The organism is Edaphobacillus lindanitolerans (assembly GCF_900156305.1).
GTDB lineage: Bacteria > Bacillota > Bacilli > Bacillales_A > Planococcaceae > Bhargavaea > Bhargavaea lindanitolerans.
In genome coordinates, this window is the sequence record NZ_FTPL01000003.1 from 134,699 (window position 1) to 155,865 (window position 21,167).

23 protein-coding genes are annotated in these 21,167 nt (G+C 55.0%); 14 read left to right on the forward strand and 9 right to left on the reverse strand.

What is annotated here, in order from left to right; translation table 11 throughout:
- Positions 1-123: 123 nt before the first annotated feature.
- The 4 genes from B0B07_RS10020 to B0B07_RS10035 all read left to right on the forward strand — a co-directional run bounded on the left by B0B07_RS10020 (position 124) and on the right by B0B07_RS10035 (position 3,261).
- A complete protein-coding gene (locus B0B07_RS10020; RefSeq protein WP_076758673.1) occupies positions 124-1,473 on the forward strand; it encodes a M20/M25/M40 family metallo-hydrolase in 1,350 nt (449 codons plus the stop codon).
- Positions 1,474-1,622: 149 nt separating this feature from the next.
- Complete coding sequence (locus B0B07_RS10025) at positions 1,623-1,970, forward strand: PadR family transcriptional regulator (protein ID WP_076758675.1); 348 nt, start codon at positions 1,623-1,625, stop codon at positions 1,968-1,970.
- A complete protein-coding gene (locus B0B07_RS10030) occupies positions 1,948-2,715 on the forward strand; it encodes an HAAS domain-containing protein (protein ID WP_076758676.1) in 768 nt (255 codons plus the stop codon). The genes B0B07_RS10025 and B0B07_RS10030 overlap by 23 nt, the downstream gene beginning before the upstream one ends.
- A gap of 300 nt (positions 2,716-3,015) precedes the next feature.
- Positions 3,016-3,261 carry a hypothetical protein gene (locus B0B07_RS10035; protein ID WP_234982350.1) on the forward strand — a complete coding sequence of 82 codons (246 nt, stop codon included), beginning with the start codon at positions 3,016-3,018 and terminating at the stop codon, positions 3,259-3,261.
- A gap of 89 nt (positions 3,262-3,350) precedes the next feature.
- On the opposite strand, the gene B0B07_RS10040 is transcribed toward B0B07_RS10035, so the two are convergent.
- The 4 genes from B0B07_RS10040 to B0B07_RS10055 form a co-directional block, all read right to left on the reverse strand.
- Positions 3,351-4,256 (reverse strand): acetamidase/formamidase family protein, encoded by a 906-nt coding sequence (locus tag B0B07_RS10040; RefSeq protein WP_076759246.1) that lies wholly within the window; start codon positions 4,254-4,256, stop codon positions 3,351-3,353.
- Between the two features lie 70 nt (positions 4,257-4,326).
- Positions 4,327-4,680 carry an MGMT family protein gene (locus B0B07_RS10045; protein ID WP_076758678.1) on the reverse strand — a complete coding sequence of 118 codons (354 nt, stop codon included), beginning with the start codon at positions 4,678-4,680 and terminating at the stop codon, positions 4,327-4,329.
- 2 nt (positions 4,681-4,682) lie between these two features.
- On the reverse strand, positions 4,683-6,236 hold the full coding sequence (locus tag B0B07_RS10050; RefSeq protein ID WP_076758679.1) for a PH domain-containing protein: 1,554 nt from the start codon (positions 6,234-6,236) through the stop codon (positions 4,683-4,685).
- A complete protein-coding gene (locus B0B07_RS10055) occupies positions 6,236-6,733 on the reverse strand; it encodes a PH domain-containing protein (protein ID WP_076758681.1) in 498 nt (165 codons plus the stop codon). Before B0B07_RS10055 ends, B0B07_RS10050 begins: the two co-directional genes overlap by 1 nt.
- A 119-nt stretch (positions 6,734-6,852) precedes the next feature.
- On the opposite strand from B0B07_RS10055, the gene B0B07_RS10060 reads away from it, so the two are divergent.
- On the forward strand, positions 6,853-8,502 hold the full coding sequence (locus tag B0B07_RS10060) for a DUF2207 domain-containing protein (protein ID WP_076758683.1): 1,650 nt from the start codon (positions 6,853-6,855) through the stop codon (positions 8,500-8,502).
- Positions 8,503-8,636: 134 nt separating this feature from the next.
- Here the strand turns inward: B0B07_RS10060 and B0B07_RS10065 are convergent, their stop codons facing one another.
- Positions 8,637-9,287, reverse strand: a complete 651-nt coding sequence (locus B0B07_RS10065) for a spore coat protein (protein ID WP_076758684.1) — start codon at positions 9,285-9,287, stop codon at positions 8,637-8,639.
- Between the two features lie 114 nt (positions 9,288-9,401).
- Between B0B07_RS10065 and B0B07_RS10070 the strand changes: the two genes are divergently transcribed.
- The 6 genes from B0B07_RS10070 to B0B07_RS10095 all read left to right on the forward strand — a co-directional run bounded on the left by B0B07_RS10070 (position 9,402) and on the right by B0B07_RS10095 (position 14,666).
- On the forward strand, positions 9,402-9,977 hold the full coding sequence (locus B0B07_RS10070) for a GNAT family N-acetyltransferase (protein WP_076758686.1): 576 nt from the start codon (positions 9,402-9,404) through the stop codon (positions 9,975-9,977).
- Positions 9,978-10,131: 154 nt separating this feature from the next.
- Positions 10,132-11,454 carry an ABC transporter substrate-binding protein gene (locus B0B07_RS10075; protein WP_076758688.1) on the forward strand — a complete coding sequence of 441 codons (1,323 nt, stop codon included), beginning with the start codon at positions 10,132-10,134 and terminating at the stop codon, positions 11,452-11,454.
- Between the two features lie 65 nt (positions 11,455-11,519).
- The gene (locus B0B07_RS10080; RefSeq protein ID WP_076758690.1) at positions 11,520-12,431 is read left to right on the forward strand and encodes a carbohydrate ABC transporter permease; all 912 of its coding nucleotides are present in this window, start codon (positions 11,520-11,522) and stop codon (positions 12,429-12,431) included.
- Positions 12,431-13,303 carry a carbohydrate ABC transporter permease gene (locus B0B07_RS10085; protein ID WP_076758691.1) on the forward strand — a complete coding sequence of 291 codons (873 nt, stop codon included), beginning with the start codon at positions 12,431-12,433 and terminating at the stop codon, positions 13,301-13,303. Before B0B07_RS10080 ends, B0B07_RS10085 begins: the two co-directional genes overlap by 1 nt.
- Before the next feature lie 24 nt (positions 13,304-13,327).
- Positions 13,328-13,549 (forward strand): hypothetical protein, encoded by a 222-nt coding sequence (locus B0B07_RS10090; protein WP_076758693.1) that lies wholly within the window; start codon positions 13,328-13,330, stop codon positions 13,547-13,549.
- Positions 13,536-14,666, forward strand: a complete 1,131-nt coding sequence (locus B0B07_RS10095) for an ABC transporter ATP-binding protein (RefSeq protein ID WP_076758694.1) — start codon at positions 13,536-13,538, stop codon at positions 14,664-14,666. Before B0B07_RS10090 ends, B0B07_RS10095 begins: the two co-directional genes overlap by 14 nt.
- A 58-nt stretch (positions 14,667-14,724) precedes the next feature.
- Here the strand turns inward: B0B07_RS10095 and B0B07_RS15270 are convergent, their stop codons facing one another.
- Complete coding sequence (locus B0B07_RS15270) at positions 14,725-14,886, reverse strand: hypothetical protein (protein ID WP_159438440.1); 162 nt, start codon at positions 14,884-14,886, stop codon at positions 14,725-14,727.
- A 128-nt stretch (positions 14,887-15,014) separates the two neighbouring features.
- Between B0B07_RS15270 and B0B07_RS10100 the strand changes: the two genes are divergently transcribed.
- From B0B07_RS10100 to B0B07_RS10110, 3 genes are all read left to right on the forward strand, one after another.
- The gene (locus B0B07_RS10100; RefSeq protein ID WP_076758696.1) at positions 15,015-15,869 is read left to right on the forward strand and encodes a dimethylarginine dimethylaminohydrolase family protein; all 855 of its coding nucleotides are present in this window, start codon (positions 15,015-15,017) and stop codon (positions 15,867-15,869) included.
- A gap of 156 nt (positions 15,870-16,025) precedes the next feature.
- Entirely contained in the window at positions 16,026-17,105 is a 1,080-nt protein-coding gene (locus B0B07_RS10105; protein WP_076758697.1) for an AI-2E family transporter, read from the forward strand.
- Between the two features lie 191 nt (positions 17,106-17,296).
- On the forward strand, positions 17,297-18,289 hold the full coding sequence (locus B0B07_RS10110; RefSeq protein WP_234982352.1) for a M23 family metallopeptidase: 993 nt from the start codon (positions 17,297-17,299) through the stop codon (positions 18,287-18,289).
- Positions 18,290-18,408: 119 nt separating this feature from the next.
- Here the strand turns inward: B0B07_RS10110 and B0B07_RS10115 are convergent, their stop codons facing one another.
- The 3 genes from B0B07_RS10115 to B0B07_RS10125 form a co-directional block, all read right to left on the reverse strand.
- Positions 18,409-18,789, reverse strand: a complete 381-nt coding sequence (locus tag B0B07_RS10115; protein WP_144264338.1) for a VOC family protein — start codon at positions 18,787-18,789, stop codon at positions 18,409-18,411.
- A 156-nt stretch (positions 18,790-18,945) separates the two neighbouring features.
- Entirely contained in the window at positions 18,946-20,385 is a 1,440-nt protein-coding gene (locus B0B07_RS10120; RefSeq protein WP_076758699.1) for a sensor histidine kinase, read from the reverse strand.
- Positions 20,382-21,101 (reverse strand): response regulator transcription factor, encoded by a 720-nt coding sequence (locus B0B07_RS10125; RefSeq protein WP_084186651.1) that lies wholly within the window; start codon positions 21,099-21,101, stop codon positions 20,382-20,384. Before B0B07_RS10125 ends, B0B07_RS10120 begins: the two co-directional genes overlap by 4 nt.
- Positions 21,102-21,167 lie beyond the last annotated feature (66 nt).

Here is a 21,167-nt window from a genome sequence, read left to right on the forward strand (position 1 = left end):
AAGGGACCATGCCGGCCATCGGTGGATAGGAGTTTGTAACCGTTTTCAACTTTTGTGAAGGATAGCAGAGGACTGTAGCAGAAACCCCTTTGTTGATCCATATTACAAGAGGGGGGTTCATCAATGAAACCGAAACAAAAATTTGCCGCTTTGACTTTGTCCGCGTCTTTGTTGTTGTCGGGCATTGTCCTGATGCCTGCCGATTTCAACGGCCCAATCACAGCGGAAGCGGCAAAACCGGGTAACCCGGCAGCGTTTGATCAGAAGGTCATAGCGCGTATCGATGGTCAGCGCATTTATGAGGATGTCCGCAAGCTTAGCGTGGAGATCGGCCCCCGGGTGGCGGGCACCGAGCCTGAGCGGGCAGCGGCGGACATGATTTACAACCGTCTCAAGTCCTATGGCTATGAAATGGAGATACAGGAGTTCAGCATTCCTGATACGATGGTCGGCCATCTGGCCACATCGGCAGGCAATGAAGTGAAGGTTGCCATCCCGTCCGGTTCGGGTGTTACGCCGGCAGAAGGGCTGACCGCGCCGCTCTATGATGCGGGCCTCGGGACACCGGCAGAATTCTCGGCGGAAGCCGCCGGCAAGATTGCATTGATCCGGCGCGGCGAAATCGGCTTCCGCGAGAAGATTGACAATGCAGCAAATGCAGGTGCGGTGGCCGTGCTGATCTACGACAACTCTGAACAGTCGGCGCCGCCGAATATGAGCATCGGAGCGGATGCACCGCTGCCGGTCGGAGGGATCCGTAAGGCGTCGGGTGAAGCGCTTCTTCAAGATGTGATTCCCGGCAACGGGACGGTTACGCTCAAGGTGGATGCCCTGCAGGGGCAAAAATCCCGGAATGTAATCGCCAAACGGACGCCGAAAAAAGTGAGCAACCCGGACATCGTCTATGTGTCTGCACACTTTGACAGTGTGCCGCTCGCACCCGGTGCAAGTGACAATGCATCAGGAACAGCAACAGCTCTTGAAATCGCGCGTGTATTGAAGAGTTATCCGATTGACAAGGAAATCCGGTTTGTCTTTGTCGGTGCGGAAGAAATCGGTCTGCTCGGATCAGAGTATTACGTGTCTGAGCTGTCTCGTGAAGAAAAAGCCCGCAGCCTCACCAATTACAACATGGACATGGTCGGGACTTCGTGGGAAAACGCAACTGCGATTTATCTGAACACCGTGGATGGCCGGTCGAATCTGTCCACGGAGTCTGCCATGGCGGCAGCAGCCCGTATCGGAACGCCGTCAGAGCTTATTCTTTACCAGCGCGGTGCCTCCGATCATGTCAGCTTCCATGAGGCGGGGATTCCGGCGGTCAACTTTATCCGTCGGGAGCCCGGGACCGCCTCCCTGGAACCGTACTACCATTCACCGGAAGATACGATTGAATATATCAGCCAGGAACGGCTGAAAGAGGCGGGAGACCTTGTCGGTTCCGCAGTTTATTCGGTCATCCGTTCCAATTAAGAAATAAAGACGCCGTCCGGCTTTTGCCGGGCGGTTTATTTGGGTGCTAGTTTGTTTTACAAGATAGTGGACACCGACGGAGGGATGGTGTATTATGCTATACATGATAGTGGTAATTGGCTTTGCAAGATAGTGAGGCGGTGAACAGGATGTCGACGAGCCAGATGCTGAAGGGTGTACTGGAAGGTTGCCTGCTGGCGGTGATCGGGATGGGCGAAACATATGGTTATGAGATGGTGGAGAAGCTGGGGGATTACGGGCTGACGATGGTGAGTGAGGGAAGCATCTACCCGGTGCTCCTTCGCATGCAGAAAGAAGGATTGGTGATGACCGTGATGAGGCCGTCTCCCAATGGCCCGAAACGGAAGTACTATCGGCTGACAGAGGCGGGCGAAGAAGAACTCGCCGCATTCAGGGGGCGCTGGGATGCGTTGTCAGGAGCTGTCGATCAATTGATGAAAGGAAGTGATGAACATGAAGCTATCCGCAAAAAGTGAAGAATTCATCGCCAATCTGCGGATGTACCTGATGACATCAGGTAAAAGCGAGCGGGAGATCGATGAGGTGGCCGAAGAGCTGAAGGATCATTTGCAGGAGCTGGAAAGGCGGGGGGAGAGCATTGAACGGATCACGGGCGGTTCACCGGAGCTCTATATGAAATCGCTTGGTGAAGCGATGACCGATGACCGTGCCGGTTGGTTCAAATACTTGCCCGCATTCATTCTGTCGTTCACTGCATTTTCCGCCATGGGACCTGCCATCCGGGGAGGATTTGAGCTGAACCTCATCCAACTGATCGGATTCCCTGTCGTCGTGCTGATCACCCTCTTCCTTTACTGGGTGATGTTCCGGCGGATGGCGAGCGGTTCATGGAGCAAGAAAAAGCTATTCGGCATGGCGGTTGGCCTCTCAATGCTGACCATCGTGATGTTCATTGCGGTGCTTCTCGTCGGATCACTGCTGATGGAACCGTTTTACACAGCTTCAGCACCCGGAAACCGGTTCGTGATCTTGTTGTCCGCACTGGCGTTCCTGGCAAGCGCAATCATGCTCCGTTCCTGGATTCTCATCCTGATCCCGGCGGCGCTGTTCCTGCCCGAATGGCTCATCCGAACTGCACCGTGGACCGAGGATACAAAGCTGGTGGCATCGGCAATTGTACCGTTTCTCGCTGTGTTCATCGTCATCGGGGGGATCATGGCCGTTGAACGGCGGAGGGACATCAAAAGAAGAGCAGCTTAAGCTCCTCTTCACGGAGGCCATTTATCTGCCTTGGGCGGCAACGGCTTTATCCCGGGCGTTGAGCGGTTATGAGCCGGTGTTCGGAACGCCGGACTAACGGTGGATGGAATGGCAGGCCCGCAAACCCAAGCTAAATTAGCTCAATTGCTATCTTAAACATATAAAAAACCGTATCACCTTATTGGTGATACGGTTTTCACATTCAAGTTACTCCTTTTTGCAACATTAATTTTATTATATTGAAGATTAGTAGAAGTATACATAAGAAGAGTAAGATGTGACATGAAAGGAGACAGGACAGTGATCATCGGAATAGTAATCCCTTTATTAGTATTGGTTATAGGCATCGCATCTGCGTATTTTTTAAGTAAACAAAAAACAGAGAAAAGGAAAAATGTTGTTTGGGGTATTACTTTGATGTTAATTATTGCACCTTTTTTCTCTTGGCTAATCAGCGGACTTTATATGACGTTGGGAACGGTCGAGACCACGGGATGGGCAACAGTGATGGCTCCTATGATTTTATTTCCTATCATTTTTTGTTAGGAGTTATGATTTTAGTGAAGGGTATTTTAATTAAGAAATCTAATCTATGAATTCGTCCGTTTCCCCTTCGGGGAAACGGCTTTTCTTTCTTATTCAAACACCGATACGCCATACGCTGCCAGAACATACTTTGGCACGAAGAACCGGGCGGTCATGAGCGGGTCGACGATCTGGCTCACCTGGACTTGGCCGGCTGCACTGAGCATCATGGTCAGATCGGAAAGGTCGAGTTCGGTCCTCGGGAGGAGGAAGTCGGCCATTTCTTCGACGGCGGTCTTCGCTGCTTCATCGAGTGTGGGCGCAGAGACGATGAAGGCGATGCCGTCCTCGTTTTCCACGAGCGGATGACGCAGGGCCCCTTCTTTCAGGACTTCAAGTGTGACGGTCGCCTTGCCCGGCACTTCGATGCCGGACACGCCGATTTCGCCGTCTCCCATGGCCGCGTGGAAATCACCGAGCGCGAACAGCGCGCCTTCCGCGAACACCGGGAAGTAGAGCGCAGCGCCTTCCGTAATGAGCGTCGTGTCCATATTGCCGCCGTGAGCGCCGGGCGTGCCGCATGAGACCGGCTCGCCGTCCGGGGCGACGCCGATGACGCCGATCATCTTGTTTACCGGGATTTTCAGCTTGTCGTCGAAGAGTGCATGGCCGTTCTCCACCTGAATGATCTTTGAGGCAAGCTCCTCCAGGCGGTGTCCGAGAACACCGAGGCCGGGTCCGGTCGCCATGACGCCCTGTTCACCGATTTCGAGCTTATCGATCCTGACTTTCAGGACGTCTCCCGGCTCAGCGCCTTCCACGTAGACCGGTCCGGTTGCAGGATTGATCTCATCCCAGTCGATGCCGGCGATCTTTGTATCCGGTGAAGTGACCTGGTTCTTGAAACAGTCGTACGTCTCGATTTCGATCGTCGTCCCGGAGGCGACTCTCTTTACGGGCACATGTTCTTTGCTGAATGAATAAATGACGTCTAGGCATGCAAGTGTTTCAGTCATCATTCGGCACCCCCTTGATGGATTTGCCAATAGTCTATCAATGGGAAGGAGAGAAAGCCAGCGGGATCGTTCACCGCCGGCTTTCATCGTCTGCTGCCACTCTATCTTCTCCCTCAAATCCGGGGTCCCACCTGTACGCCCCCAGGTCGATTTTCCTGCCCCCGATAACGGGGATGCCTTCCGCTTGGAGCAGGGCCTCCTGGTCGCGGGCGGTATCCGGATCGCTGATGGCGATTTCCCCTTTGGCGTTAATGATTCGGTGCCAGGGGATGCCGTGCTTGCGGCTCATGCTGTGAAGGATGCGGGCGACCTGGCGGGCGGCACGGGGGTTTCCGGCGAGCCGGGCAATCTGGCCGTATGTCGCAACGCGTCCGGGCGGCACCGTTTTCAGCAGTCGGACAATCTGTTCTGTAAATGCTTCCACTGCTACCCCTCCAATTCCACGGGGATGAGTTCAGGAGTCCTGCCTGTATACCACCGGTTAAATTCCGCTGCGCTTGCTGCGGGAACGTCATCCAGGTCCTGATGATGGACCGGCTTGGCCCGGTTGACCGTCTTGATCGACGCAACGCCGAAGACCTTCTGCAGCCGGGACTGCGACACCTCGGCTTCAATCACCTTTTCCCGCTTCGTGATGAAGGTGGTTCGCCAGATTCCGCCTTTCCGGAATTGCACGAGCGGGCCGCTGATCAGGTACCTCGTATTGCGGTAGTCGAACAGCCGAAGCAGCCACGTGCCCGCGAACAGCACGGCAGCGAGCACCCACCAATCGGGGACGAAGCGAAATTCAGGTTTCCAGATGAAGAGGGCGATCGACCCGGCGAGTGCGAGCCATGGAACCCGCATCATCTTGACGGCAAGCGCAGCCTTCGGAAGCCGGTCCATCTCTTCTTCCACTTCAATGTCCGGTAGGAGTTCGCTGATGATCTCCAAAGCCCGCTTTCTCGGCAGATAAGGATAAAGAGAGTTGATGTCTTCCAGCCCCTCTCCAAAGCTTCCGACGGTGATGAGCTTCGCCTCCGCCATTCCGAGCACCCGTTTCAGCGGTGTTTCTACAATCTCCACTGCCTGGACATTTTTCTTACGCACAGACAGCGCCTGCTCGGAGAAAACACCTCGTCGTATATAGATCCGGTCGTCATCCGACGAGATTTCGTATTTGCCGTATTTCAGCCAGGTTCTCACCATTCCGAAGACCATGGCAAACAGGACAAACGCCGCAATCACAGCGACCAGCAGGAGGGAAGATCCGGACAGCGCGGAAAAGATGCCTTTCGCCCGGCCGTCCAAATCGAAGAAATCGTCGGCATTCTTGTAGACAGTCGCCACGACGGGAATGAGTGCAATGAAACTGAATGACAGGAATGACGCTTTGACGATGTCTTTCGTCGATGGGGTGAAATGGATGATCCGCTTTTCGGGAATTGAGCTCACCATGTCCTGAAAAGCCGTGGTTTCTCCATCCACGTTGGCCGGGATTTGCACGTCATCCGGCTTCGTTTCTTCGGCGTTCGCCCGCCGGCTGCGGTAGCCGTCGAGCGCCGCTTCGATCCTGGCGGCCTCCGTCTTCGTCACTGCGTCGAACTTGATGGAAGACTCTTCTCCGCCCGCCCCGGTCTCCAGCGTCAGGGACGTGAGCCCGAGCAGCTTCAGCGCTGCAGGAACTTGCCGGTTGACGTTCTGGACACGGCGGAATGGAATACTCCGGTGTTTCCGGACGAAGATGCCGCTGTCCACTTTTACCGAATCATCCTCAATCCGGTACGTCTTGCGCCACCAGGCAGGCACCAAAGTGACCAGGCTGACTGCCGTGAGCGCAAGAAATGCGATCTTGAGCACGATCACCCAGACGGCCTCCGAGCCCGCCCGGAACACGAAAAGGAACAGAATGATGAAAAATGTGTTTTTTATGTACGATAGGACCGACAGGAGCATGCCGGCCGGATGCATTCTGCGGGCTCCGGTTTCCGTCCCGCCCATCAGTCTTCCTCCTCCCGGATTTTGGCGAGATGGGCAATCCGGTTCCGCAGTTCCCTTGCCTCATCCTCCGGCAGTGCCGGAATCGAATGGCTTGAGCCCATCGTTTCGATTTCGAGCGAATAAAGCCCGTACCTCCTCAGCAACGGTCCCTGTTTCAGGTTGACGACCTGCACCTTCGTCATCGGGATGGTCTGCTCCGATACTTCCCAGATGCCGCTGCGGAGCTTGACGAACTCTTCATCCGCCCCGTACCGCCAGTACCGCTGTTTAAGGGCCGGCTCGATCAAGATCGAGTAAACGGCCGATGCCACGCTGATGCCGCCGATTACCCAAAATGTGACGACCAGCCAGTGCCACCAGTCATAGAATGTTCCTGCCGCAAGCAGGGCCGCGATCACGAGAAGAATAATAGTCTCCGTAATCAGGTTAGCGAGACGCCAAACTTTTACGGCTTTTTCTGAAATCCGTCCTTCAGGCGACTGAATTGCATCCAGCATGACAATGCACCTCCGAGTTTGATCTATCTTTCTACGGACGGGAACGTCTGCAAGTTTCATCGGGAACCGGGGGCAGCCGCCGGACGTATACGATACAATCAGAAAAAAGGGGGGATTCGATGAAGGGGCGGTTTGCTGCGGTGGCATTTCTTTTGGCCTGGTTCCTCGTCTTCACCCAGCCGGGTCCGGCCGCTGCGTCAGAAATAAAAGCTTCCGACTCGCAGATCCGCATCTGGATCCGTGCCGACGGGACGCTTGATGTGAACGAAATCCATACCTACCGCCTGCCGGCCGCCGCCTCGGAAGTGACCAGGCAGTTCCCGGAATCGGACGATTACCAAGTACACAACTTCTCGGCGGGAGAAGTGGCCGGCGGCTCCAAAAAGATCGGCGAAGTGACAGACGAAAATGTCCGGGCACTGCCGGCCAAGATGGACGGTGCGGAAGCCTGGATCGGCGTCCCGGCGGGCAGCGGGGAAAAGGTACTCATCTATGCCTATCAGCTGGAAGGGCCGCTCTCCGTATATAAGGAATACAGTGACCTGGACATCACATTCTTCTCCGGATACAGCCGGGAATTCACGGGCCTGGAAAATCTCGAGGTGTCCGTCGTGCTGCCGGGCAATGCTGGAGAGGCATCCATCCGGCCGTTTACAAGGAACATGAACGGGTCTGATGTGGACATCCGGACAAACGGGCTGACGTTCAGGGACCCGGTTGTTGAATATCCGGAAGAGGCGTCTTACCGGGTGTTTTTCCCATCAGATGTCCTGAGCGGGGCAAAAAAGACGGCTGCACCGGTGACGCTCGAGGAAGCTTATGCGCAGGAGAAAGAGCAGTTCCGGCTCAAGGCAATGATGAAGCCGTTCCGGGACGGGTTTATCCTGTACGGGGGACTGTCGGTCTTCCTGCTGTGCCTGTTGGCGGCAGCGGGATTGTTCGTTCCACAGAGAGTGCCGCTCATGATCAGCCGCCCCGGACTGATTCTCGGGACCGATCCGCTTTATCTGCACATCATCCAGCGGGCAGGCAGGTTCTCGCCGTCTGTCCTGGATGCGGCTGTGTTTTCTCTCCTGGAAAAAGGGCGGGTTGCAGCGACGGGACAGGGCCCGGCCAAGACATACCGGCTCCTGTGCCGGAAGGATGAGCTGCTGCCGTTTGAGCGGGAACTGGTCGAAGGATTTTTCAGGAGAGAACCGGGGGGGACGTGGATCCTGACTCCCGAAGATGCTGAATCCGCGCGGAACGACCGTCGTCTGCGCGCATGGCAGGAGACGCTGCTGCAGCTGTTCGAGGATGCCGGAACGATCAGCCGGAAGATCCCGCGGATTGTGCTGCTCATGTCGGCATTGATCCCGGCAGCTGCGGGTGTTGCCGGCGCCGTCGCGGACGGAAAGCCGGTTTGGTGGATTGCAGTGTTCGCAGTACTGATCGGCCTGTCTGTTTTTTTGCATGTGAACTATTACCCGCTACGCCGACTGGCCGTGCTCCATCTGGCCGTGACCGTCGGCGGTGCCATGATGCTCGACTCCCCGGACGTCGGAGCGGTCATTCTCTTGGCGGCCGTCGCCTATGTGATCGCCTGGCTGCTTTATCCGAGGGTCATCCTGAGTTCGTTATTCGCCGGCCGGCTCAAGTATGCGATCAATTACGTCGCCTGGAAACCGCCGCGTCAAAATTTAGAGGAACTGTCCCCGAAGGAAGTCCAGCTCTGGCGCAACCGGGAAGATCTTTTGCGGAAGAAACGTCTCCCGGGGCAGGAATTGTAAAAGGAGAAAGGCAAGGACGGGCTGTCCTTGCCTTTTCTCTATATGGAAACCGGTTCGGCCGGATGATTCGTCCATTCAGGACGCACACAGATAACCCGTGATCGTATTTGCCGGCCTGTGAACCTGCAATTCCCTCACTGCATGCCGGGCTGGTTGCCGGTCGCCGGGGCGTAAGCGTTGAGGATCGCCTGCATGTCGGTCTCGGCCAGTTGGGGAACCTGGTAGTAGTGGTGCTTGTTCTGGTAAATCGACAGCTCGTAGGCCATTTCAATGCAGTTCGGGACGGAATCCGCGAGCACGCGGCGGACAACCGGGTTGGTCGTTTCAAGAGCGGCTGCTGTCTTCGCTGTCGCGCTTGCTTTGGCAGAGCCGAGCAGGAAACCGGAGATTGCGGCGTCATCGAGTTCCTGAGGCGACATCATCGGTTTCTTCGGCTGGGACTGCTTCATGCCGTAGACAAAGTCATTGCCGCCGGCCATTTTGTAGCTCTGGGTCGGGACCTGCGGATCCTGGCCGGATTTAAAGCAATCAACGAGTGTGTTGTACTCCTGACGCATGAACCGGTACTGGCGGTCCATGATATCAATGAGCTCCGGATCCTTTGCCTGCTGGCGGAGAAGCGTGGACTGGTCCATCGCTGCAATTGACTGGGACAGCACTTCATGGACGTCAAACAGTTCGTGGCCGCCGTGGTTCATGTTTTGAGGAACGGCGCCGGTATGCATGTTTTGATGGGTCTGGCCCTGTCCCTGGCTTTGGTTCTGCCCGAAAGGATTTTGCGTCATCGTTTCAAATTCCCTCCATTTTAATTTGATGTGCGAACGCCGATAGTATGTACCACCCCGATGCGAATATGCACCCGGCCTTTTGGTATGATGGGGAAAAGGGGGCCTCGTACAATGAATGGAAATGAGCTTCTGGTGGAAACGGAGCGGCTGGTCATGAGGCCGTACCGGGAGGACGACTATGGTGCATGGCGTGCAGGCCTGGAGGGCCGGACACTGTCGCAGCATCCTTACGATGAAGGGCGACCGGCAGATCTGGGCGCATACACGCAAGACTGGTTCAACGAATGGATCCGCGGATTCCGGCATGCCGCCGACCAGGACCGGATGCTCATCCTCGGGATTTTCCGCAAGACGGACGGCGCGAACATCGGCAAGATTGAAATCATCACAATCCTGCGGATGGACTACAACTGGGCGATGATGGGCTATCAGATCAACAACCAATTTTTCCGGCTTGGTTACGGAAAAGAAGCCGTCACCACAGCCGCCGGTTCGTTCTTTGACGAGCTCGGATTCCACCGGATCGAACTGCATATCCGTCCGGATAATCATCCTTCGAAAAAACTTGCCGAAAGTGCGGGTTTCCGGTTTGAATGCACCCGTCCGCAGTTTGCCTATGAAGACGGGAAATGGCGGGACTATGACATTTTCACCAAATATGAATCAAACAGAGCGGTGCCGTCATGATTCGACAGGCACCGCTATTTTATGACCATATACCTTTGTAATCATTTGAATAGTCTATCTATTCTTGTAGAATAGTGAAGAAAGGTTTACTTACTGATGAAACGGGGAAATCCATAAAAGATTTTGCACATTTAAATGACAAGGGGGGGTCTGAATGCGCCATTTGAGATGGTTGAGCATTCTGTTCATCACGGTTCTGGTCCTGTCAGGCTGCAATGGTTTCACAAAAGGTGATTCCGCAGCAAAAGATAAAGGGACGGCAGAAAGTGACGGCAAGGTGGTTCTTGATTTCTGGACATTCTGGGGTTCGGAAATCCGGCGTCCGATTGTCGAAAAGATCGTGGAGGATTTTAATAATTCCCAGGATAAGATCGAAGTGAAGCACACATTCGTCCCTTGGGGTGACATCTGGACGAAGGAGCTTGCGTCGATCGCCGCGGGGTCTCCGCCCGATGTCGTCATCAATGACATCAATGCGACGGCTCTCCGTGGAGAGAAAAAGCAGGCCGAGAACCTGTCCAAGTATCTCGAGAAGGACGACATCTCCGAAAACTTCTATGAGGAGCTCTGGAACGCAACGCTTTATGAAGGAGATTCTTACGGCATTCCTTTCAATACGGACACAAGGGTCCTATTTTACAATAAAGATGCCTTCAGGGAAGCGGGGCTTGATCCCGAACAGCCGCCGAAAACATGGGACGAGCTTTGGGAATTCGCCGAGAAGCTGGACGCGAAAAACGGAGAAAAGTACGAACGGATCGGCTTCTATCCGCTCTTTGGTGCCGGCACGGACGTCTGGATGCTGAACGCGGACAAGGTCAATTTCATCGATGAAAAAGACGAAGTGAAAGTGAACACGCCGGAAAAGCTGGACGCGCTCAAGTGGCTGAAATCCTGGCATGACAAGTACGGCGCCAACACGATCAACTCCTGGCAGTCCCAGATGGAGAGCCAGCAGGGCAATCCGTTCTTCTCCGGAGATCTCGGCATGCTCGTGCAGCAGCCGACGTTCTATACGCAGATCCGTGACTATGCGCCGGACCTGAACTTCGGCGTCGCGCTCCTTCCTGAAAAGGAACCGGGCAACGGCAACACAAGCTGGGGCGGCGGTTTCGTTGCGGAGATTCCGTACGGTGCCAAGAATCCGGACGAGTCATGGGAATTCATCAAGTATCTGACGGACCAAGAGGCTCAGGAATATTGGGCTGTAAAGAACTTTGACAATGTCGCCAACAAGAAAGCGGCCGAAAGTGCGGCAGACAGCGAGGAGTTCAACGATGCCGCGAAGACCGTCTACGGACTGGCCGTCGAGGCGATGCCGCAGACGATGCTGACGCCGACACCGATCGTGGCCCCTGATTTCCCGACACTCATCAATCCTGAGTTCGACAATGTGTATCTTGGCAAGAAGACTCCGGAGCAGGCGCTTGAAGATGCCGAAGCAAAGGTTCAGAAGCTGGTCGACCAGAACAAATAACAGAAAAAGAAGGAGGTCGGAGCCGTCCTCCTTCTTTTCATATTCACATAAGGGGGCGAGAGGGAATGACCGGACGGAAGCGATTCAACTACAAGACGAAGGAGGGCCTTCAGGGATACATCTTCATCCTCCCGTGGATCATCGGGTTCATCGTATTCACCGCAGGCCCGCTCCTGTTCTCTTTCGCTGCCAGTTTCACGAACTACAATATCACGTCCCAGATGGACTTTATCGGGCTGAAGAATTATGAAAAGCTTTTTGCGGATGACCAGCTGTTCTGGACATCGCTTTACAACACGCTTTATTACGTGGCATTCTCTGTGCCGATCACGACGGTCGGCGCGATCCTCCTGTCTGCACTCCTGAACCGGGACATTCCGGGCATGCGCTTTTTCCGGACCATTTACTACCTGCCGGCCGTCTTGTCCGGCGTCGGGGTATACCTGCTCTGGATGCAGCTTCTGGAGCCGGGGACAGGCCTCGTCAATACGGTGCTCGCCTGGTTCGGAATTGCCGGTCCGAACTGGCTGTTTGATCCGGCTTGGGCAAAGCCGGCGCTCATCTTCATGAAACTCTGGAGCGTCGGAGGCGGCATGCTGCTCTATCTCGCGAGCATGCAGGGGATTTCCAAGAGCCTGTATGAAGCGGCGGAGATCGACGGCGCCAATGCCTGGCAGCAGTTTATCCGCATTACGATTCCCATGATCACCCCTGTCATCTTCTTTGACATTGTGACGAGCCTGATCGGCGGGTTCCAGATTTTCCAGGAAGCCTACGTCATGTCAAACGGCGAAGGGGGACCGGTGAATTCCCTGCTTTTCTACAATCTGTACATGTGGAAGAAGGCGTTCGAGGCGTTTGACATGGGTTATGCAATGGCCATGTCATGGATTCTGTTCATCATCGTCTTCGTTTTGACGATCATCAACCTGAAACTCGCCCCAAGATGGGTGCATTACGAAGGGGGCGGGAAATGATGGTCAAGTCTGCAGCTCCGAAGCATTCGCATTTTGACACGATCCAGGGCAGGCGCCGAGCGCTGAACATCATCAACTGGGTGTTGCTTGCGGCGGGCAGCCTGCTCGTCCTTTCGCCGCTCTGGTGGATGATCATCACATCCGTGAAGACGATGCAGGAAGTGATGACGTATCCTCCGACACTATGGCCCGACAGCTGGAACTGGAGCAACTACATCCGGACGTGGGAAGCCGCGCCGTTTGACCTTTATACGATCAATACGCTGACGATCACCATCCTTGTCGTCATCGGCAATGTGTTCGTAAACTCGTTCATAGCCTATGGATTTGCAAAAGTGCCGTTCAAGGGCCGGAATGCGCTGTTTGCCGTCGTCTTGTCGACGATGATGATTCCGGGGTTTGTCACGCTCATCCCGCAGTATGTCCTGTTTGCCAAACTTCAATGGCTGAACACCTACTTTCCGCTCGTCGTCCCGGCATTCTTCGGGAGCGCCTTCAACATCTTCCTGTTGAGGCAGTTTTATATGACGATTCCGGATGAACTGATCGAAGCGGCGAAGATGGAGGGTGCCAGTCATTTCTGGATATGGTGGAAGATCGGGCTCCCGCTCACGAAGCCGGCGCTCGCCACGGTGGCCATCTTTTCGTTCAACGGGGCGTGGAACGACTTCCTCGGACCTCTCCTTTATGTGAACGACGAGAACCTGTATACGCTCCAGCTCGGCCTGCAGGTGTTCAAGGGACAGATGAGCACCCAGTGGAATTACCTCATGGCCGGTTCGCTGCTCGTTCTCCTGCCGGTGATCCTGCTGTTCTTCTTCTTCCAGAAGTACTTCATCCAGGGGATCAACCTGCAGTCGGGCGGCAAATGACGATTTGAAAAGGAGGGGAGACCCATGCTGAAGTTCGAGACGAAAAAATGGGACTGCGGCTGTCCGCCTGATGCGAAGCCGGTAAAAGAATTCCGGCTGGAGATCAGCACGGCATGGCTGCTGGTCCTGTTTCTGCCGCTGGTCTTCCTGATGCGCGCGAAGAACAGAAGCCCGTTCATACATCTTACGAACCATACGTACAACGTGGGAACAGGCAAGGGAGGCAACGGGCATGGGGAAGATTGAACTGAACCACATCACGAAGACCTACGAAAAAGATGTCACTGCCGTGAAGGACTTCAACCTGGAGATCGAAGACGGAGAGTTCATCGTGCTCGTCGGCCCGTCGGGCTGCGGGAAGTCTACGATGCTCCGGATGATCGCCGGACTTGAGGAAATCACGGACGGCGAATTCAAGATGGACGGCCGTCTCATGAACGACATTCCGCCGAAGAACCGGGACATCGCGATGGTGTTCCAGAACTATGCGCTTTACCCGCATATGAGTGTCTACGACAATATGGCGTTCGCACTCAAAATGCGGAAGTTCAAGAAAGAGGAGATCCGGAGACGGGTCACCGAGGCGGCAAAGGTACTCGGGCTGGAAGAATACCTGAAGCGGAAGCCGCGGGCACTGTCGGGCGGCCAGCGGCAGCGGGTCGCGCTCGGCCGGGCCATTGTCCGAGATGCCAAGCTGTTCCTCATGGACGAGCCGCTGTCCAATCTGGACGCAAAGCTCCGCTTCCAGATGCGCGCAGAAATCTCCAAGCTGCACCACCGGCTCAAAACGACCACGGTCTATGTGACGCATGACCAGACCGAAGCGATGACGATGGCAACCCGGATCGTCATCATGAAAGACGGCGTCATCCAGCAGGTCGGCTCTCCGAAAGAGGTCTATGACTTCCCGGCCAACCAGTTCGTCGGAGGATTCATCGGATCTCCAGCCATGAACTTCTTTGAGGGACTCATCGAGGACGGGGCGTTCGTCACGCACGACGGCATCCGGCTGGCGCTCCCTTCAACAAAAGCGCAGGAACTCAAGTCTGCCGGATACACAGAGGGTACCCGCATGACAATGGGGATCCGTCCGGAGAATGTCACGCTTCAACCTCCTGGTTTCTCAGGTGAATCTCTTATGCCGATCGAATCCGAAGTGATCGTTTCAGAACTGACGGGTGCCGAGACCTTGCTCTACTCAAAACTGGGAGACCAGGACCTGATCGCCCGAATTGACTCAGGGCTTGACCTAAGAACCGGCGACAAAGTCACGCTTGCATATGACATGGAGCTCGCCCACTTCTTTGATTCCGCAAGCGGTGAGCGGCTTCGCCTCGGCGAGGATGCGGGCATTTCGATCTGATCAACAAAAGAGAGGTGCTGGGCAGCCGGTAAATCCGGCCGGCTGCAGCACCTCTTTGTTAATGGTTATCCGATTTGTCGGATCCTGTTTTTTCCGTCTCTTCCCTTACTTCCTGCTTGATGTCGTCGAGCTTTTCTTCGGCTGATTTTGCCGCTTCATTTGCCGTGTCTGACCACTTTGTTTTATCGCCGTCGTTGTTGTCTGCATAGCTTCTCGTCATGAGACTCGCTCCTTTTGGCGTGATTGCCTATAGTATTCCCCGCATGGAAGACATCAAACAGCGGGTTTTTGGCCATGCTACAACGGGAATAGAGAATCGATTATTGTTTTCGAAGGAGAAATGACAGCATGACCACGCCCATAGACAAAACATCCAAGATCGGCTGTGATACCGAGTACGGCGAACTGCAGAAAGTCATCCTTTGCCCGCCGAGGTACATGGCGATCGAGGAAGCGATCAATGAAGTGCAGAAGCAATATGAAGATGAAAATATAGACCGCGGACTTGCGATGACCCAATACCAGGCATTCCGCGACACACTGAAGGAGAATGGCGTCGAGGTCATTGAACTGGAGCCGTCCGAAGAATATCCGGAACAAGTGTTCACACGCGATATCGGCTTCACGGTCGGCGACGAACTATTCGTCTCCAGCATGGCGAGCGGCATCCGGCAGGGTGAAGAAGAGGCACTGGAGCAGCTGCTCAAAAAACATGGCATCCGGTACCGCAAAATCGACTGCGGCCGCATCGAAGGCGGAGACGTTATCGTGGACGGAGACAATGTATATGTCGGCGTCAGCGAGCGCACATCCGAGGAAGCGATTGATCAGCTTTCTCACCACCTTCCGGGTCGGCAGGTGGTTCCCGTCCACTTCGACGGGAAGTACTTGCATCTGGACTGTGTCTTCAACATCCTTTCCCCTAAGACGGCCCTGATCTTCAAGAAGGCGCTTTCTCCGGAGACGATCCGTGCGCTTGGGAAAAAATACGATCTGATTGAAGTCGATGAAGACGAGCAGTTCACGATGGGCACGAACGTCCTCTCGATCGGCGGCGGCAAGCTGTTCAGCCTTCCGGTCAACCGCCGGGTGAATGACGCCATGCGGGAGCACGGCTACCAGGTGATCGAGATCGACTTCTCCGAAATCATCAAATCCGGCGGCTCTTTCCGCTGCTGTTCCATGCCGGTCAAGCGGGACTGAGGCAGTCGGAAATGCTTTGAAGGATCACTCATCATTAAATAGTGACCGATCAGAAAGCACGGGGACCTTTCAGAGGTTCCCGTGCTTCGTTTTGGGGTATAAGCGAGGTATCCGGCAATCACCTGCCTGAACACGCAAAGGGGGGGATGACGTATTATGACGAAAAAGCTTTGGTTTCAGATCGGCATCGCGCTTCTGCTCGCCTTTCTGATCATCAAATATTTTTTGGAGATCAAGTTCATCTTTGATCCGCTTTTCATCATTGCCAAGACGGCTCTCGTGCCGGTCATCTTTGGCGGTGTGCTCTTTTATCTGGCGGAGCCTGTCCAGCGCCGGCTGGAAGCGAGCAATGTGCCTCGATGGGGGAGCATTTCGATCATCATCGCCTGCGCGGCGGTCATCATCTGGGTTTTTGTGGCGCTGATCGGACCGGTTGTCTCACGGCAGGTAAACAACTTTGTCGAGAACGCCCCGGCTCTTACACACCAGCTGAATGAATTCCGCATCGATCTGCTGAACCAGCGCGACGACCTTCCGGAGCAGGCCCGATCGGCAATCGACAGTGCACTGGACTCGGTGGAGGCAAGTGCGGTGAAATTCGGGAAATGGTCGATCCAGTTTATCCAGTCGCTGATCCAGGCGGTAGTCCTGCTCATCCTCGTCCCGTTCTTTTTCATTTTCATGCTGAAGGATCATGAGAAATTCGCCCCGCGCATCTACAATCTGTTCCATGGCAAACGCCGGGAATGGGTAAAAAACACATTGTATGACATCGACCAGGTTCTCCGATCCTATATTCAGGGCCAGCTGCTCATCAGTACGATCCTGGCAACGCTGATTTTTGTCGGCTATCTGATTGTCGGATTGGATTATGCACTGCTGTTGGCGATTTTTGCCTTGCTGATGAACGTGATTCCGTTCCTCGGTCCGTGGATCGCCTTTACGCCGGCGGCAATCATCGCGTTCCTCCAAGATCCGAAAATGGTGATCTGGGTGTCGCTTGTCACACTCGCCGCCCAGCAGATCGACAGTCACCTGATCACGCCAAACGTCATGGGCAAGACACTGGACATTCATCCCCTCACAGTCATCACGCTCATTCTCGCCGCAGGAAGCATTGCCGGCTTCTTTGGAATTTTGCTGGCCATTCCTGCGTATGCGGTCATCAAAGCGGTTGTCATCAATATTTACGAAGCTAGAAAGGCCATCAAACGGGCAGCTACCAAAGATATTTAGCCATTCATTCATGAAACGATTTATTTCCCGGGAAATCGCATTATTTCCCGGGAAATCGACATTTCCTGCGAAATATTTCCCGCTCAAAGGAATAATACGCAACCGGACGCCAGAACACCCGGTGACCGTTATTTCCCACACATGAGAGATGTCAGCCCGGCAATCCTACCGGTGAGAGGAGGTTTTTCACCGTGCGCCATGCACTCTGGCTGCCGGCCTACTTAATCATCTTGTCGTTCGTGATGTATGCGCTCGTTTCGGCTGAAGGCAGAGACAGCGGGAAGGCGGCGGAAATATCTCTGGCCGAGGAGAGGACCAGTCTGTACATGACTTATGAGACGCCCTCCGTCCCCTGGCATTTGCTCGCCGCAGTGGACCGGTATGAACGGAACATCCAACGTGTCCGAAATGATCTGGAGGAAGTGGAGGGCATGATCGCCTTCCGGTTCCCGGACGAATTCTGGAGAGGCGCTCCAAACCCGGAAACCGGGGACAGCGATCCGGCCGCCATCGAATTTTTCTCCGGCGGGGGACTCGACGGGAACGGGGACGGAAAGGCCGACCCGAATGATCCGGAGGATATTCTGTTCACCCTCGCTTTGTCACTCGGGGAACACGGGGGGGACGATCAGGCCCACCGGCTGGCCCTCTGGGGTCTTTATGGGAATGAAGAGGCGGTCCGGCAAGTCATGACCATCTCGGAACTGTTCCGCCAGTTTGGAACGATTGAGCTGGATGAGCATGTGTTCCCGCTCCCAAAAACACACCATTATACGTATAACGGGACATGGGGGGCCAAGCGGGGCTGGGGAGGCCGGCGCATGCATGAAGGGACGGATCTGTTCGCCTCGTACGGCGTCCCGGTCCGGTCTGTCACCTACGGCGTGATTGAAATGAAAGGCTGGAATGAATTCGGCGGCTGGCGCGTCGGGATTCGCGATGCTCACAATGTATATCATTATTTCGCTCATCTTGCGTCTTTCGAAAAAGGACTCGAGCAAGGACAAATTGTCGAACCCGGCACCGTTATCGGCTATGTCGGCTCCTCGGGCTACGGCAAGGAAGGCACTGCCGGGAAGTTCCCGCCGCACCTCCACTATGGCATGTACAAGTTTGACGGACGTTCCGAGTGGGCATTTGATCCATACCCGTCCCTCCTCAGGTGGGAAAAAGAGGGGAAATGAATAAATAAAAAAGAGCTGTCCTCCTGTTGGGGAAGACAGCTTTTTTGTTGGTTGGCGGAACGGTTCCGCAGATAAGGCGGATCAAGCAAGGGATCATGCCGCCGGTTGGCCTGTTTGCTTTATCTTTTTTCCATGACGGCAAAATAGTTCTCTTCATTGTCTGCAAAGTTAAACACTCTGCCGGACGGCATCGTAATAATATCTCCGACCTGAATCTTTTTATTTGATAGGTCACTGTATAATTTTTCTAGATCCTCCGTGTAAAACATTAAAGAAGGGGGATCGAGATTTAATTCGGGAGACATGCGGGAAACAAAAGTCTTATCGTGCAAAACGAGGCTGGTTTCGGCGCCTGTTGCCGGGATCATCTCAATCCATCTCAAACCCTGATTGTTATTTTCCTCGGCGATCACCGTAAAGCCCAACTTTTCCGTCCAGAATTTCACCGCGGCATCCTGGTCGTTGACATACAGCATGATTTGACCGACTTTGCTAAACAAGTTTTTCACTCCCTTAAGATCGTGTTGATCTATCTGTAATACTTCGTCAGGAAGCAAAAGTCCTTCTTTGGCTAATAGATCAGGTCAAAGGTTGAAAACAAAAGAGATTCAGGCGGTGCCTGTTCATGCCCGTGTCCGGATCGGCAGGCCGCCTTATCAGGGGGAGGGGCGGGGATTGTCCGGATGATCCCCGCCCCCGGGCATCCGGATCGTAAAGACCGTCCCTTCACCGATCCGGCTTCGGACGGAGATATCACCGCCGTGCAAACGGACGAGCTGGCGGACAATCGACAGGCCCAGACCAAATTCTCCGAACGGATTCGACGTCCGTGACACGCCGGCACGGTAAAACCGTCCCCAGATGTTCTCCACTTCATCCGGGTCGATGCCGCTCCCGGTATCCGTCACTTCAATTACGGCCTGATCACCGTCCATTGAACCGCGCAGCACGATTTCCCCGTCTTCCGTGAACTGGATGCTGTTTTTTGTGATATTGATCAGGATCTGGACGAGCCGGTCATAGTCGGCAGAAACGGCCGCCCCTTCTGCAATATCAGTGCGGATGATATTTCCTTTTTCCTCCGCAAGCGGTTCAAGCTGCTCTGCGATGACGGACAGGACGTCTTCCAGCCGGATGGATTCTTTTTGAAGGGTGATCTGTCCGGAACGGATTTTCTCATAGTCCAGATTTTCGTTCACGAGCCGGATGAGCCTCCGGGTTTCTTTGCCGGCCAGCCCGAGTGCCCGTCCACGTTCGGCATCGGGAATCATGTCTCCCCGGATCCCGTCGAGGATGCCCCGGATTGTTGTGAGCGGCGTGCGCATTTCATGGGACACGTCGGCAATGAACTGCCGCCTTCTGTTTTCAAGCCGGTCAATTTCCTCCATGGACTCTCCAAGCCGGGCGACCATTGCATTGAAATCGCCCGAGAGCTCACCGATTTCATCGACTTGCGAAGCAGGCACCCGGACGGAATAGTCACCGGAAGCTACATCGGATGCAGCATCCCTCAGCCTGCGCAGCCGCTGCACATGGAAGGCGGACAGCGCCCCGCCGATCAGCAGGGAAGCGAAGAGTGCCGCGGTCATGGTGAGCAGCAGATACCGGTTCAGCTGGGAAATGATTTCCCGCGAGCCTGAAATCGGTGAGGTGAGCAGGATGCCTCCTGTGAACGACCCGTCACGCACATACGGCAGCAGCGTGAACGTCACGCCTTCCCCGGACCGTTCGTATTCCTGATTCACGACGAGCGTCCGGCCGCTTTTCATCTTGTCCCATTCCTCTTTCCGCAGCTTGATGAGGGAAGCGGGGCGGCCGGATGAATAGATGACGGCAGAATCGGCGTCAAACAGGCTGTACTGGATGTCGCGACCGCTGAGCACCCGCCCGTACTCCCCGAGCGTCCGGCCCGAGGCAGACGGATCCTCCGACAAGTCTTGAAGGATATTTTCTCCGTAAGCGACGAGCTCGTCGGTTTTGTTTTTATAGATGAGCCCTTCCGCAAAGTGGGTGAACATCACGTTCAGGATGAGGAAGGCGATAAGGAGAACCCCGATATGACTGGCGGTGAGCTGATACAGATACCGGAATTTCATGTCCGGTCCTCCGGCTCCTCAAACCGGTAGCCGACCCCCCAAACGGTGTGGAAGAATTGCCGTCCGTTCTTCTCTGTCTTGCTCCGGAGCCGCTTCACGTGGACATCGACAGTCCGGTCATCGCCGTAGAATCCGTAGCCCCACACACTGTCGATCAGCTGCTCGCGGGAAAATACCTGCCTTGGATGGCGGGCGAAGTGGGCGAGCAGGTCGTACTCTTTCGGGGTCAGGTTCGGCACCGCTTCGCCGTCGAGCAGCACCTCGCGTGTTTTTTCATTCACCTTGAAGTGCCGGGTGCGGATGATCCCGTCCTCGTCAGGATCTTTGCCGCGGATTCCGTAGCGGCGGGTGACCGCCCGGATCCGCGCCATGAGGGCGGCCGGGCTGAACGGCTTCGTCACATAATCGTCGGCACCGGTCTCAAGCCCTGTTACCTGGTCATCCTCTGATGTTTTCGCAGTCAGCATGATGATCGGGACCTCAAGCCCCGCTTCCCGGACCCGCCGGCAGATGGAGACCCCGTCCATGCCCGGCAGCATCCAGTCAATGATCAGGCAATCAAACCTTCCGGTCAGCGCCTCCCGGCAGCCCGCATCCCCGTCCGCCACGAAAGTACCGTCGATCTCTTCCTTTTGGAAAAACATGCTGATCATTTCGGACACGCTTTCACTGTCCTCAATCACAAGGATCTTCACCGCGCTCGCCTCCGTTCCCATCCTTTTCACTTCCTTCAGTATAATCAAACCCGCAAACCCCGTCAGCTTGCGCAGGGACTGCGGTGT

Coding starts and splice junctions, on each gene's coding strand:
- B0B07_RS10020 (WP_076758673.1), top strand. CDS start 124: ATGAAACCGAAACAAAAATTTGCCGCTTTGACTTTGTCCGCGTCTTTG.
- B0B07_RS10025 (WP_076758675.1), top strand. CDS start 1,623: ATGTCGACGAGCCAGATGCTGAAGGGTGTACTGGAAGGTTGCCTGCTG.
- B0B07_RS10030 (WP_076758676.1), top strand. CDS start 1,948: ATGAAGCTATCCGCAAAAAGTGAAGAATTCATCGCCAATCTGCGGATG.
- B0B07_RS10040 (WP_076759246.1), bottom strand. CDS start 4,256: ATGACTGAAACACTTGCATGCCTAGACGTCATTTATTCATTCAGCAAA.
- B0B07_RS10050 (WP_076758679.1), bottom strand. CDS start 6,236: ATGGGCGGGACGGAAACCGGAGCCCGCAGAATGCATCCGGCCGGCATG.
- B0B07_RS10055 (WP_076758681.1), bottom strand. CDS start 6,733: ATGCTGGATGCAATTCAGTCGCCTGAAGGACGGATTTCAGAAAAAGCC.
- B0B07_RS10060 (WP_076758683.1), top strand. CDS start 6,853: ATGAAGGGGCGGTTTGCTGCGGTGGCATTTCTTTTGGCCTGGTTCCTC.
- B0B07_RS10065 (WP_076758684.1), bottom strand. CDS start 9,287: ATGACGCAAAATCCTTTCGGGCAGAACCAAAGCCAGGGACAGGGCCAG.
- B0B07_RS10070 (WP_076758686.1), top strand. CDS start 9,402: ATGAATGGAAATGAGCTTCTGGTGGAAACGGAGCGGCTGGTCATGAGG.
- B0B07_RS10075 (WP_076758688.1), top strand. CDS start 10,132: ATGCGCCATTTGAGATGGTTGAGCATTCTGTTCATCACGGTTCTGGTC.
- B0B07_RS10080 (WP_076758690.1), top strand. CDS start 11,520: ATGACCGGACGGAAGCGATTCAACTACAAGACGAAGGAGGGCCTTCAG.
- B0B07_RS10085 (WP_076758691.1), top strand. CDS start 12,431: ATGGTCAAGTCTGCAGCTCCGAAGCATTCGCATTTTGACACGATCCAG.
- B0B07_RS10090 (WP_076758693.1), top strand. CDS start 13,328: ATGCTGAAGTTCGAGACGAAAAAATGGGACTGCGGCTGTCCGCCTGAT.
- B0B07_RS10095 (WP_076758694.1), top strand. CDS start 13,536: ATGGGGAAGATTGAACTGAACCACATCACGAAGACCTACGAAAAAGAT.
- B0B07_RS15270 (WP_159438440.1), bottom strand. CDS start 14,886: ATGACGAGAAGCTATGCAGACAACAACGACGGCGATAAAACAAAGTGG.
- B0B07_RS10100 (WP_076758696.1), top strand. CDS start 15,015: ATGACCACGCCCATAGACAAAACATCCAAGATCGGCTGTGATACCGAG.
- B0B07_RS10105 (WP_076758697.1), top strand. CDS start 16,026: ATGACGAAAAAGCTTTGGTTTCAGATCGGCATCGCGCTTCTGCTCGCC.
- B0B07_RS10120 (WP_076758699.1), bottom strand. CDS start 20,385: ATGAAATTCCGGTATCTGTATCAGCTCACCGCCAGTCATATCGGGGTT.
- B0B07_RS10125 (WP_084186651.1), bottom strand. CDS start 21,101: ATGGGAACGGAGGCGAGCGCGGTGAAGATCCTTGTGATTGAGGACAGT.